At 53.3% G+C, this 12,658-nt stretch carries 10 protein-coding genes and 2 pseudogenes; 7 read left to right on the forward strand and 5 right to left on the reverse strand.

Annotation, left to right across the window (positions count from 1 at the left end; genetic code table 11):
• Positions 1 to 69: 69 nt before the first annotated feature.
• The 6 genes and pseudogenes from folD (at position 70) to WLO32_RS05725 (ending at position 6,871) form a co-directional block, all read left to right on the forward strand.
• Positions 70 to 936, forward strand: coding sequence for a bifunctional methylenetetrahydrofolate dehydrogenase/methenyltetrahydrofolate cyclohydrolase FolD (gene folD, locus WLO32_RS05700; RefSeq protein ID WP_121265613.1), 867 nt, complete (start codon positions 70 to 72; stop codon positions 934 to 936).
• Position 937: 1 nt separating this feature from the next.
• The gene (gene ybcJ / locus WLO32_RS05705) at positions 938 to 1,150 is read left to right on the forward strand and encodes a ribosome-associated protein YbcJ (RefSeq protein WP_435947534.1); all 213 of its coding nucleotides are present in this window, start codon (positions 938 to 940) and stop codon (positions 1,148 to 1,150) included.
• A 259-nt stretch (positions 1,151 to 1,409) separates the two neighbouring features.
• Positions 1,410 to 2,909 carry a PTS transporter subunit EIIC gene (locus WLO32_RS05710; RefSeq protein WP_435947535.1) on the forward strand — a complete coding sequence of 500 codons (1,500 nt, stop codon included), beginning with the start codon at positions 1,410 to 1,412 and terminating at the stop codon, positions 2,907 to 2,909.
• A 199-nt stretch (positions 2,910 to 3,108) separates the two neighbouring features.
• Positions 3,109 to 4,125 carry a Mal regulon transcriptional regulator MalI gene (malI, locus tag WLO32_RS05715; protein ID WP_435947536.1) on the forward strand — a complete coding sequence of 339 codons (1,017 nt, stop codon included), beginning with the start codon at positions 3,109 to 3,111 and terminating at the stop codon, positions 4,123 to 4,125.
• 185 nt (positions 4,126 to 4,310) lie between these two features.
• Complete coding sequence (locus WLO32_RS05720; protein ID WP_435947537.1) at positions 4,311 to 5,303, forward strand: lysozyme inhibitor LprI family protein; 993 nt, start codon at positions 4,311 to 4,313, stop codon at positions 5,301 to 5,303.
• Positions 5,304 to 5,823: 520 nt separating this feature from the next.
• Positions 5,824 to 6,871: pseudogene (locus tag WLO32_RS05725) on the forward strand (sigma-54 interaction domain-containing protein).
• Between the two features lie 61 nt (positions 6,872 to 6,932).
• Here the strand turns inward: WLO32_RS05725 and WLO32_RS05730 are convergent.
• The 4 genes and pseudogenes from WLO32_RS05730 to WLO32_RS05745 all read right to left on the reverse strand — a co-directional run bounded on the left by WLO32_RS05730 (position 6,933) and on the right by WLO32_RS05745 (position 11,097).
• Positions 6,933 to 7,400, reverse strand: a complete 468-nt coding sequence (locus WLO32_RS05730) for a hypothetical protein (protein ID WP_435947538.1) — start codon at positions 7,398 to 7,400, stop codon at positions 6,933 to 6,935.
• Positions 7,372 to 8,355, reverse strand: coding sequence for a winged helix-turn-helix domain-containing protein (locus WLO32_RS05735; protein ID WP_435947539.1), 984 nt, complete (start codon positions 8,353 to 8,355; stop codon positions 7,372 to 7,374). Before WLO32_RS05735 ends, WLO32_RS05730 begins: the two co-directional genes overlap by 29 nt.
• Before the next feature lie 792 nt (positions 8,356 to 9,147).
• Complete coding sequence (gene rnk, locus WLO32_RS05740) at positions 9,148 to 9,558, reverse strand: nucleoside diphosphate kinase regulator (RefSeq protein WP_435947540.1); 411 nt, start codon at positions 9,556 to 9,558, stop codon at positions 9,148 to 9,150.
• Positions 9,559 to 9,719: 161 nt separating this feature from the next.
• Positions 9,720 to 11,097: pseudogene (locus tag WLO32_RS05745) on the reverse strand (GntP family permease).
• Positions 11,098 to 11,385: 288 nt separating this feature from the next.
• On the opposite strand from WLO32_RS05745, the gene WLO32_RS05750 reads away from it, so the two are divergent.
• On the forward strand, positions 11,386 to 12,216 hold the full coding sequence (locus WLO32_RS05750; protein WP_435947541.1) for an alpha/beta fold hydrolase: 831 nt from the start codon (positions 11,386 to 11,388) through the stop codon (positions 12,214 to 12,216).
• Positions 12,217 to 12,237: 21 nt separating this feature from the next.
• On the opposite strand, the gene WLO32_RS05755 is transcribed toward WLO32_RS05750, so the two are convergent.
• Positions 12,238 to 12,408, reverse strand: a complete 171-nt coding sequence (locus WLO32_RS05755) for a hypothetical protein (protein ID WP_435947542.1) — start codon at positions 12,406 to 12,408, stop codon at positions 12,238 to 12,240.
• Positions 12,409 to 12,658: the final 250 nt, after the last annotated feature.

The raw sequence follows: 12,658 nt of genomic DNA on the forward strand, positions 1-12,658 counted from the left end.
CGGGCGTAGCTTCTGACAAAATACCAACAACCCCCTCCCTTTTTGATTACAGACGGAATTCTCTGACTGATGGCAGCAAAGATTATTGACGGTAAAACGATTGCGCAGCAGGTACGGCTTGAAGTGGCAGAAATTGTAAAAGCCCGGGTTGCCGCAGGAAAACGCGCTCCGGGCCTGGCCGTTGTGCTGGTCGGCGACAACCCCGCATCGCAGATTTATGTCGGCAGCAAACGCAAAGCTTGTGAAGAGGTGGGCTTTATTTCCCGCTCTTACGATCTGCCTGACACCACCACCGAAGCCGAGCTGCTGGAGCTGATTGATACGCTCAACGCGGACAAAGAGATCGACGGCATTCTGGTTCAGCTTCCGCTGCCGGCCGGTATTGATAACGTCAAAGTGCTCGAGCGTATCGATCCGGATAAAGACGTTGACGGTTTCCACCCGTATAACGTCGGCCGCCTGTGCCAGCGCGCGCCGCGTCTGCGCCCCTGCACGCCGCGCGGTATCGTGACGCTGCTTGAGCGTTACAACATCGATACCTATGGCCTGAACGCCGTGGTGATCGGCGCGTCGAACATCGTTGGCCGCCCAATGAGCATGGAGCTGCTGCTGGCGGGCTGCACCACCACCGTCACGCACCGCTTTACTAAAAACCTGCGTCACCACGTCGAGAACGCGGATTTAGTCATCGTTGCCGTCGGCAAACCGGGCTTTATTCCGGGCGAGTGGATCAAAGAAGGGGCCATCGTCGTGGACGTCGGCATCAACCGTCTGGAGAACGGCAAGGTTGTCGGCGACGTTAATTATGATGAAGCCGCCGCCAAAGCCTCGTATATTACGCCGGTTCCGGGTGGCGTTGGCCCAATGACCGTCGCCACTCTTATCCAGAATACCTTGCAGGCCTGCGAGGAATATCATGATGTCGATGGAGAGTAAAATGGCGACCTTCTCATTAGGAAAACACCCCCACGTTGAACTGTGCGATCTGCTGAAGCTCGAAGGCTGGTGCGAAAGCGGCGCGCAGGCGAAAGCGGTGATTGCCGAAGGCCTGGTGAAGGTGGACGGCGAAGTGGAAACCCGCAAGCGCTGCAAAATTGTGGCCGGCCAGACGGTAAGTTTCGAAAGCCTGAGCATCACGGTTCAGGAATAGGTTTTTACCTTCGCTTTATCCCTCTCCCTTGCGGAGAGGGATTGTTTTGCGTCATTCCCCGCCCGATTCCCACATAAATAGCAGGTCAAAACCTGCGCAACTTCAAATATTCGATAACAGTATGGCTACAACTCAGATTTTAGTTGCCGCGTAAAAAACCTTTCGCCACTATAAGTAGAACGTTCTACTAGAACGTTCTACTTACCATAAAAACGCGTAAACAAAACGCGATGGCAGCGTCAACACCGGGGGATTTTCTATGAGTGTGTTATCAAGCATGACAAAATCGTTGTCCAAACTGTCGATGATAGGCCGTGCATTAATGCTGCCTATTTCGCTGCTTCCTGCGGCGGGCCTGCTGCTGGCCTTCGGCGATAAGTTCCATCTGCCTTTGATGATGAACGCCGGCGGGGTTATCTTCGATAACCTGCCGATGCTGTTCGCCATTGGTTCTGCGGTAGGCCTGGCGGCGGAGTCGGGCATTGCCGCGCTGTCGGCGGCGGTCTCGGTCTTTATTATTAACGTCACCATCGGCACCGTGCTGCACATCACGCCGGAAATGGCGGCGGCGGGCGGAAAATATGCCATGGTTGTGGGCATTCCGACGCTGCAGATGGGCGTCTTCGGCGGGCTGATTTCCGGCATTCTCGCCGCGTGGTGCTATAACAAGTTCCACACCATGCAGCTTCCCGAGTTCCTGGGCTTTTTCTCCGGCAAGCGTTTTGTTGCTATCGCTACGGCGTTCCTCTCCTTCCTGCTCGGCATGGCGTTGCCGTGGATCTGGCAGTACATCCAGTCGGGAATTGATTCGCTGTCGGTGATTGTGAACGGCGACAACCAGGCGTTATCCACCTTTATCTTCGGCCTCACCGAGCGTGCGCTTATCCCGCTTGGCCTGCACCATATCTGGTATCCGTCGTTCTGGTATTCGTTTGGTGAATACACCACCCACGCAGGCCAGGTGATTCACGGCGACCAGACGATCTGGTTCAAGATGCTCGAAGAGGGCGCGAAATCCTTCAGCAGCGACAGCTACCAGAACGCCGGCAAATTTATGCAGGGCGAATTCCCGCTGATGCTGTTTGCGCTGCCCGCCGCCTGTCTTGCGATGTACCACGAAGCGAACACCAAAAATAAGAAAATCGCCTCCGGCATTCTGTTCTCCGCGGCGCTGACCTGTTTCCTGACGGGCATCACCGAGCCGGTTGAGTTCACCTTTATCTTCGTCGCGCCAATCTTGTATGTGTTTAATGCAATTATGGCCGGGCTGTCCTATATGTGTATGTATCTGCTGCACGCGCATATCGCCAAGTCCTTCTCGGCGGGGATGATCGACTATATCTCCTTCGGCATCCTGCCGTCGTTTAACGGCTATCAGACGAACTTCCTGATGGCGGTGGTCGTCGGCGTGCCGATGGCGCTGATTTACTACTTCACCTTCCGCTTCGTGATTCGTCGCTTCGATGTCAAAACGCCGGGCCGCGCGGATGTTACGGCGAACGCCAATGACAAAACCGATACCGAACTGGCCGGCGATATCATCGGCCTGCTGGGCGGCGCGGATAACATCAGCTCTGTCGGTTCGTGCATTACGCGTCTGCGTCTGGAAGTGGACAAGAGCGATAAGGTGGATAAAGACGGCCTGAACAGCCTCGGCGCGCGCGGCGTGGTGTTTGTCGGCGACTCGGGCATTCAGGTGATATTCGGCGCCCGGGCGCAGTTTATCGCGCAGACCATGTCGACGATGATTGGCAAGTAAATCTCCCGTAATCCTTCGAGCCGCAGGGGTGTTGGCTGCACTCCCTTACCCCAGTCACTTACTTAAGTAAGTGACTGGGGATAAGCTCCCTTGCCGCCTACCTGCGGCTCGAATGCTTGACGGGATATAGGCAAAGGACTCGGCCTCCTGTATGTTTGCAGGGGATTGAAATAAATGGATGAGTGGTAACCGAGACAGGATGAAAAAGGTCAATATCATTGATGTAGCCCAGCTGGCGGGCGTTTCCGTCTCTACGGTGTCGCTGGTGCTGCGTAACAAGGGTAAGATCTCCGAAGCCACTATCGACAAGGTCAACGCCGCCATCAGGCAGCTTGGCTACGTCCATAACACGGCGGCGGCCAACCTGCGCTCCAATACCTCGAACCTGATAGGCCTGATTATCCGCGACTTTTCCGACTCGTTTTCCGTGAGCGTGACGGCAAGCGTCGTACAACAGCTTGAGAAACAGGGCTTCATGGTGTTTCTCGGCCAGCCGCAGGACGAGGGGCAGCAGCTGCGTCAGTGCTTAACCTCTTTTACCCAGCAGGGCGTAGCGGGGGTCATCTATCTGCATGCCGATCATCGCTCCTCTTCCGTACCCGATCTCATTACGCAATGCCCGTTGCCGACGGTGGTTATCTCTGAATCTTCCGTCACCAGCAGCAGAGATATTATCGGGCGGGATAACCGCCAGGCCGGGAACCAGGCAACACGTTATCTGATTGAACGCGGACACCGTAATATCGCTTATCTCGGCGGTACCCATGGCTGCCTGATACGCCAGGAGCGGCTGTTGGGCTATCGCGGCGCCCTCGCGCAGTACGATTTGCCGTTTCGTGAAGAGTGGGCGCCGGCCTGCGATAATGATACGCTGGCGGCGGCTACGGCAACCCGCCTGCTGCTTGAGCAAAGTAACAAAATCACCGCCATTCTTTGCCACTCCCCGCCCGTTATCATCGGCTGTCTGAGCGGCATTCAGCAGGTAGGGCGCACCGTGGGTAAAGACGTGTTTCTGACCCAGCAGGTTTCGCTGATAGGCTTTGAGGATATGATGCATATCAACCTGACGTCGCCGTTGTTCAGCTACGTCTCGGCCTCAAGCGAGGAGACGGGCCGCCAGGCGGCGACCCTTATAGTCAATAAAATAAAAGCGCCCGCGCTGCCCGCGCAAAAAATCATTATTTCCGGCGAACTGGTGCTGCGCGAGTCGGCATAAAATTCCTTTATTCCTTATCAATTATTTGCCATCAAATATATAACCGGCGCATAAAACGCCAGCGTTAAATTTTTTAACGTGGCGTTTTCATTATTTTTAATTTATCCGCCGGCAGCATTTCATTTGCAAAGGACAGGACTTTTGGACCAGAATGTTTGCATATGCCTTCAGAGTTTCCTTAAGCTATGTTAAAACCCTTCGTCCCTGGCCTGCTTATTTGCCTGAGTTTTTTTAGCGGCAGCGTGCTGGCGGTAAACTGCCAGCGAGCCAGCTCACCGCTTGAAAATACCATCTGCAACGACGATAACCTCCACTGGCTGGACAGCACCATGACGGTGATTTATCGCGCTATGCTTGTCAAAAACGACTCCGCCAGGGTGCATAAAGATTACCTCGATTGGGAGGCGTCGCTGGAAAGCTGCACCACGGAAAGCTGTATTGAGCGCGCCTATTACGAAGGCATCAGTAAAATTTCTGATGCGGACGGCAGTTTTAACTGGCAGGGGCAGTGGTGGAATATGCGCGCGCCTAATATGAGCGGCGGAACCATCCAGTTCAGCCGCAGCGCTGAATGGAGCGTCACTGTCGATATACGGGCCTGGGCCGGGCTGAATAACGATGATTTTACGGCGGAGGCACGCAAATTTTACGGCCTGGCGGTAGTCGAAAAAGTAAAAGACACCACTAACTGCAAGCTGCTGATTATTCCCGGCAAAGATGGCTCTCTTCAGGTGCACAGCAACGCCGACTGGGGCTGCCGGCTGTCGATGCCTTCCGGAGTCTTTCTGGACGGGCGCTACGAAAAAGCGGAACACGATCCCCGCCCGAAGCCAACCTTGTTATCCATGGGGATTTTTGACAACGAAGCGCGAGATCTGCAGTTCCGGGCGCTGACCGGCGATGACTATCAGAAATTTGTCGAAACCGCCAACGTCTATATCTATCAGGAAGATATAGACAATATAGGCGCCCGGGTGCTGTCGATGTGGGTGCACGGCGCGGCGAACCGTCGAACGGCGATTATCATGTATACCCCGGCAGGCAAAATATGGGCGGCGCGTATCTCTCCTGCGGCAAACGGCGAGCTTGAGCTGCATTATTACACCTCAGAGAACAAAGACCCTAAGTTTATGCCGCGTACCCTGGTAAGCTGGAAGCTGCGTTATTTAGATCAGTAGGAATTCTAAGCCTGCCATTTTCCTTGCAACGCAAGCGCGGTTATTTTATTTACTTCCTTTTGCGATTGTATAAAGCCATGCGGTGAGCATGGTTTTATATTGTTATCTGCTCGCAATTTTCATATTTTTAATGCGCGTTGGGCAATAAAATTTCCAAGCACAACGCTCAGCCTCTTTCTTGCTCAGCGATCTCTGGGTTATCAGGCGCCCTATGACTTATTTCTGTATGATTAATCACCATTAATATTTTTTGTAATACATTGATTTTAAAAGATTAATTTTTTAATACCCATTAAAAACAAGACAATTCTTAGCGGCTGGGTATACTCGTCCTCACTGAATGCCGTGATACCTGACAAGAGCGGTTGAATATCTGAAATATCCTGGCGAATGGCTTATAAAGCCGGTAATAAATACCGTCCGGCCAGCACGCTAACTTTTCTATCTCAACTTATAAAGCGCCCGGCGCTTCTTTGTTGACTTCGTTAGTCAGGTTTTAAATGTGAGTTGGTGACGCCTTATGAATATTGTTGTTGACTGTAAAGCACGTAATGAAAGTAGTTTTATTGCCAGCGATCCTGCAAGCGTAAACGTATTTGCCTTAGCCCACCGTGTAGCAAGTTTTAATGTGCCGGTGTTGATTACCGGAGAAACGGGAACCGGTAAAGAGTGCGTTGCAAAATATATTCATGAAAGCGCCGCTGATAAAAATGCCCCCTACGTTGGCGTGAACTGCGCCGCTATTCCGGAGAATATGCTGGAGGCTATTTTATTCGGCTATGAGAAAGGCGCATTTGAGGGGGCCGTCACCAGCGTGCCGGGTAAGTTTGAGCAGGCGAACGGCGGTACATTATTGCTGGATGAAATCGGTGATATGCCACTTGCGCTGCAGGCCAAATTATTACGCGTGCTGCAGGAGCAGGAGGTCGAACGCCTCGGAAGCCACACCAGCATTCCGCTGGATATTCGTCTGCTGGCTTCGACAAATAAAGATTTGCAGGTTGAAATTGCCGAAGGGCCGCTTCCGCCAGGATCTTTTTTATCGCATTTCCGTAGTGCCGATTCATCTTCTGCCGTTACGTGAGCGCAAACAGGATATCATTCCTCTGGCTTTGCGCTTTATTAACAAATACCAGGCTTTCCACCAGGGAAAAACCCGCCTTAGCGACGAGGCGCGTAATGCCTTAATGAGCTACGACTGGCCGGGTAACGTGCGCGAACTTGAAAACGTCATCCAGCGCGGGCTGATTTTATGTAACGGCGCGCAGATGACCCCACGTGATTTTGGTCTGACGCGGAGCGCTCCTTTACCCAAAGTCTCTGCCGCTGAGGTGATGCCCGCCTATAAGGAAACGCAAAGCGGCGGCCTGCGCGATGTCTCTTCTGCTGCCCGCAACGTCAAACTGCACGGCCGCATGGCGGAGTACCGGTATATTCTTGATTTGCTAAAGCGCCATAAGGGCAATAAATCGAAAACCGCGGAATTCTTAGGTATCACTCCGCGGGCACTGCGCTATCGCCTGGCGTCAATGCGCGACGAAGGTATTGATATGGAGCGTTACGCATAACGCGACCTGAAAGAGGAGCCAAAGCCGCTTCAGCGTGCCCCGGCAGCAAGGCACGCTTTTATTATCGATGCAGCGGGTAGAGAAAGATCATCCCGCTCTGGCCGACCACGATAGGCTGATCCCCCAGCCGCAGCGGCTCCATCCAGACGTCCATATGCAGCAGTAAATCCACCAGGCCGTCAATCATCAGGCCCGAACGAAGGGTGCTTGAGTAGATAGGCGTATAGGAAAAGAACATCTTCCCCTCTTCAAGCTCAAGCCGGGTGAACTTTCCTTTCAGCACGAAGCGGCTGTCGTCCGGGCTGGTAATGGTCGTCAGGATGGTATTGCCGACGGTCTTCATGCTGGAGTTGTATATCTCTTTACGCTGGGACATCAGATCGTAAAATCCCATCTGCACAACGGCCTGAATTTTTTGCGGAAGAGGTGGTTTTGCCGGCCACATAAAGAAGCCGGCCGCTATCAATATCGCCAGCAATAGCGCTCCGCCGGCTAACCACTTATTCACTGGAACAAATAGCCATTTCATTGAGCTTCCTCTTCGTTTCCCGCAGGATCAGGTTGTTTAATTGCAGGGCGTCGATACGCCAGTGGTAGATAGCCATGGCCAGCTGTTTGCTGTCGCAGCGGCTTTGCATCGAAAAAGTGTAATTCAGGGTTTGATCGACGCTCTGGTAGTAAACGTCCATGCTGGTGGACTGCGCTTTAAGCATCTGGTTAAGCTGATAGAGCGTATCTTTGAGCTTGCCGTACAGCTTATCCTTATTGCGATTGCGGTTCGGAGTGTCGGCAGGAAAAATTTCGTAGAGGCGGATATTGCTGTAGACGTTGGTTTCCTGCTCTTCAATCAGCAGACGATTTTGTTTGCCCGCAAGGTAATACCACATGCCCGCGCAGGCGATCAGCGCGACCAGGATCACCGTAACGAGCGTGATAAACAGGCGGCGATATTGCTGAACCGACACCTGGGGCGACGCCGGCACGGCATTCATTACCTGGCCTTCGATAATTTCCGGACGCGGCGAGGGGATTTGCGCCGCTCGCTCTTCTTGTTCTGACAGTACGGGCCCGGCCATCTGCGGTTCCGATAAGAAGACGGGCGAGCCTTCCTGCCCGAAAGCGTCATCCTTATCCTTTATTTCATCCTCATCCTTTATTATCGAGCAGCAATATATCGCCTCTAATAAATACCCTTTTTTTGGTATGGTCTTGATGATCCTTTGCTGCTTGCCGTCGTCCTCAAGCGCCGTACGTAGGGCATGGATAGCGTTCGGTAAGCTATTACTGCCGATAACCCTGCCTTCCCAGACAAGGTTGGTCAGCTCTTCGCGAGTGAGTATTACCCCCATATTCTGGATAAACACTTCGAGGAGCTTTAATTGATATTCACCCAGCCTCTTTTTTTCACCGGTCGTCAGGTGAAGGAGAGAACCGGAGGGAAAGTCGATCAGCCAGTTATTTACAGAAAAATAGGATTTATTCATTTTAATAAGGCGCTAAACCCCTCCTGTAAGCATAATTTATTTTAGCTATGCCATAAGCAATGCACAACTCATCACACAAATTAATGATTAAATTCATTTAACATTCATTGTTGTTCGACGGCTCACGATTACGGGGTTAAAGCGCCTGACGTGCTTGCCCCGGCGGGTTTCTTGCTGGCCAGCAAAGCGGCAAATGCACCGCTTGCCGAAGCGCAGGCGGGAGGCCTGGCTTCCCGGCGTCATTTTTACGCTATTAAAAAGTGACGCGCAACACATTAACTCAAGAAAAAGAGGAGGATATTTTAAGAAAAACGATCGCAGGTTAATGGATATCGTTTTTTGTAATAAAAATAATGTAAAGCATTGCGGATGTTGAAAAGTTGATCGATTTGCGTTTGTCTTACCCTTGCTTATGGTAATAATCACGCCGCATGAATTATCAGGGATTTTAAACTGTTTTTAGCGGTTTTATCTTTGGCTGGATGGGCTGTGAACATTAATATATTTAAAGATATCGCCCTTTGTCAGGCTAAAAATAAGAGTGCAGGATGATTTTATTGCGGAACTTTATGGGCTCTTGTTTAACTTACGCAAAATAACCGTCTAAAACCTTACTTCCCGTATGATTAATTTTTTGTGCGGCCTTTCTTTTTATCCTGGCGTAAAGGGTGAAGACGGAAGGGATAATATAATTTCTGCATAGCGTTCAGGGCGAACGGAAACTCACCGTTCCCCCTGTGCAGTGCTTATCAGCAGGCGTCTAAGATACATCCGCCAGCAAGGATAAAGGCCTTAGCGATGGAACTCGCCGGCCGCTTCCGGCTGAAACTCTAACGCCAGCACCTCAAGGTGGGTCTGATTACCGTTTGGCAACGTCCAGTCAATGGTATCCCCCACGCGCACGCCCAGCAGCGCGGCGCCGACCGGCGCCATAACGGAAAGCTGGCTATCGCTGTCCGTCAGGTTGGCCGGATAAACCAGCGTGCGAACATGCTCTTCTCCGGACGTCAGGTCGCGGAACTTTACGCGGCTGTTCATGGTAACCACATCCGCAGGGATAGCTTCCGGGCTGCGCATCTCGGCACGGTCCAGCTCTGCGTTCAGCGCCTGGGCCACCGGAAGGGTAGCGTACTGCGGCTGCTCCAGCAGGCGGTCGAGACGCTCGGCATCGAGGTCGTTAATGATGATGGCAGGTCTGGACATAATTCTCTCCGTGTAAAAAACAGGCACTCATGTGCGTAGTATAGAAACCGTACAAAGAAAAACCCTCACCGTAAACGATGAGGGTCTGGTCTTTAGCGATGATACTGAGCCTGGCGCCCGGTTAAAAGTGACCTGAGTCACAAACAGGTACCAGCAGCTGATTACAGGATGATACTGCCTGCCAGCGCAAACAGGAAGGCAATAGTCCCGATCAGGGTTTCCATGACGGTCCAGGTCTTCAGCGTGGTCTTCTCGTCCATTTCAAGGAAGCGGCCCACCAGCCAGAAACCGGAGTCGTTAACGTGGGACAGCACGGTGGCACCGCCGGCAATCGCGACGACGATAAAGCACAGGTCGAACTGGCTCAGGCCCGCCGTCGCGGCGACCATCGGCGAAACCAGCGCCGCGGTCGTTGTCAGCGCAACGGTCGCGGAACCTTGCGCCACGCGCAGGGCGGTTGAGATAACGAAGGCGGCGACGATAACCGGCATACCCGTATCAGACAGAACGCCCGCCAGCGCATCGCCAATGCCGCTCGCACGCAGCACGCCGCCGAACATGCCGCCCGCGCCGGTGACCAGAATAATGCCGCAGATCGGGCCGAGCGCGCCGTCGCACACCTTTTCCAGATGCTGGCGGCTGTGCCTGCCGCTAAAGACTATCAGCGCGAAGAACACGGTGATCAGCAGCGCGATTGGGGTTTTGCCCAGCATGCGCAGGAAGTTCACCAGCGTACTGTCCGCGCTCACCCAGCCCAGCACGGTGGCGGTATTCAGGCCGGTATCAAGGAAAATTAACACCAGCGGCATCAGCAGAATGGAAAGCACCATGCCAAAGGAAGGCGGCTGGTGGTTTTCATCGACCTCTACCGAGCCCAAAAAAGAGGTGGGCAGCGGAACTTCGAATTTTTTACCCGCGTACAGGCCGAACAGATAGGCCCCTAAATACCAGGTCGGCAGCGCGATAATCAGGCCGACGACCACCAGCAGGCCGATGTTCGCGCCCAGCAGCTCGCTGGCGGCGACCGGACCCGGATGCGGCGGCAGCAGGGCGTGCATTACGGCGAACGCGCCGGCTGCAGGCAACGCATATTTCAGCGTAGAGCCGCCAAACTGTTTGGCCACGCTGAAGATTATCGGCAGCATCACCACCAGGCCGGCGTCAAAGAAGATGGGGAAACCGAACAGTAACGAGGCCACGCCCAGCGCGAACGGCGCACGGTGCGAGCCGAAGGTGCCGATGAGCGTATCCGCCAGCACTTTTGCTCCGCCGGAGATCTCCAGCAGGCGACCAATCATCGCGCCAAGGCCTACCAGCAGGGCTACGCCTGCAAGGGTGCTGCCGAAACCGCTTAAAATGGTCGGGACAATTTTATCGAAAGGCACGCCGGTGACCAGGGGCCACGGCAACGCTTACCAGAGTTAAGGCTAAAAATGCATGCACCTTAAAGCGCATGATAAGTAAGAGCAGAAGTAGAACTGAACAGGCCGCGATCCCAAGCAGGGTGCCTGCGCCGTAGCTAGCTGTCATTTCGGTCATAATGATTATCCTCGGGCCGAATTTTCAGGTGAAAAGCTGTTAAGCATAATCACTGCGTTTCTGATACCGGTAACATGATATCGGTAACATTGCGCATTCGGGAACGGGACTTGTCATATTTGTTAACATTTTGCGAGCAGCGTCAAACTATCGAAATAAAGCCGCCGGAATGAGATCCAGCGAATTGCCCGGCGTAAATAAACCTGCCAGGCGACGGATTTGCATTAACCTTTATGAGCACCTCTTGCTTACGTGTTAACCGTATTTCTCACTTCTCCAGGAGATATCATGAGCCATTACGACACACTCACGTTAAAAGACGGCAGCTCGCTCTATTTTAAAGACTGGGGCGAAGGGCAGCCGGTCGTTTTCAGCCACGGCTGGCCGTTAACGGCAGATGCTTTTGAAGATCAGATGTTTTTCCTCGGGCGCAACGGCTTTCGGGTTATCGCCCACGACAGGCGCGGACACGGCCGCTCATCCCAGACGTGGGAGGGAAACCATATGGACAGGTACGCTGACGATTTAGCGGAGCTGACGGCGCACCTGAATCTGCAAGATGCGGTACACGTTGGGCATTCGACCGGCGGGGGAGAAGTGGCCCGCTACATAGGCCGTCACGGCACCGGCCGGGTGGCGAAAGCGGTGCTGATCGGCGCCGTGCCGCCGATTATGATCAAAACGGACTTTAATCCGAACGGCGTACCGCCGGACGTTTTTGACGGCATCCGCGAAGGCGTGCGCGCCAATCGCGCAGACTTTTTCAAAGAGCTGACGATGGCGTTTTACGGCTACAACCGGCCCGGCGCAAACATCTCCGAAGGCGTAAGAGAAAGCTTCGTTGCGCAGGGCATGCAGGGCGGCATCAAAGCGCTTTACGATTGTATTAAGGCCTTCTCAGAAACCGATTTTCGTGAGGACCTGAAGAAAATGACCCTCCCCACGCTCGTTATCCACGGCGACGACGACCAAATCGTTCCGTTCGAAACCTGCGGTAAAGCGACGGCCAGCCTGCTGCCCGACGCGCAGCTGAAGGTCTATGAAGGTGGCTCCCACGGCATTTGCACCACCGAAAAAGATCGTATAAATGCCGACTTGCTGGCGTTTTTGAAAAGCTGATAGCGGGCGGGTAGCGCAGGCTTACCCGCCATTTCCTCTGCTGTCCTCACCGGCCACCGGCAGCATAATCTCCCGCAAAATTTCATAGCGCTGCTGCGGCGAAAGCCAGACCAGCCCCAGCAGCTTGTGCTTTTTCCCTTCCTGCTCAAACTGGGTTTTTAACGCTGATAGATAGCCTCGGGTTGCGTTCATCATCACCTCCGTATTGGTTAAGGCAAGCCTAATCCCACAAACCCTGAACTAATAGTGAAGTGATGATTTTTACACTTCCGTATTTATCCGGCGTATAGCGCGTTCCGTTCAAAAAGAGAATAAAAAAGAGATATCCGTGCAGTAGCTCCGGATTTTGCACAAAGATTAGGCTGCAAGCTTGCCGCTGGGTCAGATCGTTAACTAACGTTTTGGATGCCATGGCTATTTTTACGCCAACTCCGGTTACGTC

The sequence above is a fragment of the Dryocola mayonis genome, assembly GCF_051307045.1.
GTDB lineage: Bacteria > Pseudomonadota > Gammaproteobacteria > Enterobacterales > Enterobacteriaceae > Dryocola.

What these genes read in the sequence shown, in the direction of transcription:
- folD (WP_121265613.1), top strand. Translation starts at nt 70, where the DNA reads ATGGCAGCAAAGATTATTGACGGTAAAACGATTGCGCAGCAGGTACGG.
- ybcJ (WP_435947534.1), top strand. Translation starts at nt 938, where the DNA reads ATGGCGACCTTCTCATTAGGAAAACACCCCCACGTTGAACTGTGCGAT.
- WLO32_RS05710 (WP_435947535.1), top strand. Translation starts at nt 1,410, where the DNA reads ATGAGTGTGTTATCAAGCATGACAAAATCGTTGTCCAAACTGTCGATG.
- malI (WP_435947536.1), top strand. Translation starts at nt 3,109, where the DNA reads ATGAAAAAGGTCAATATCATTGATGTAGCCCAGCTGGCGGGCGTTTCC.
- WLO32_RS05720 (WP_435947537.1), top strand. Translation starts at nt 4,311, where the DNA reads ATGTTAAAACCCTTCGTCCCTGGCCTGCTTATTTGCCTGAGTTTTTTT.
- WLO32_RS05730 (WP_435947538.1), bottom strand. Translation starts at nt 7,400, where the DNA reads ATGAAATGGCTATTTGTTCCAGTGAATAAGTGGTTAGCCGGCGGAGCG.
- WLO32_RS05735 (WP_435947539.1), bottom strand. Translation starts at nt 8,355, where the DNA reads ATGAATAAATCCTATTTTTCTGTAAATAACTGGCTGATCGACTTTCCC.
- rnk (WP_435947540.1), bottom strand. Translation starts at nt 9,558, where the DNA reads ATGTCCAGACCTGCCATCATCATTAACGACCTCGATGCCGAGCGTCTC.
- WLO32_RS05750 (WP_435947541.1), top strand. Translation starts at nt 11,386, where the DNA reads ATGAGCCATTACGACACACTCACGTTAAAAGACGGCAGCTCGCTCTAT.
- WLO32_RS05755 (WP_435947542.1), bottom strand. Translation starts at nt 12,408, where the DNA reads ATGAACGCAACCCGAGGCTATCTATCAGCGTTAAAAACCCAGTTTGAG.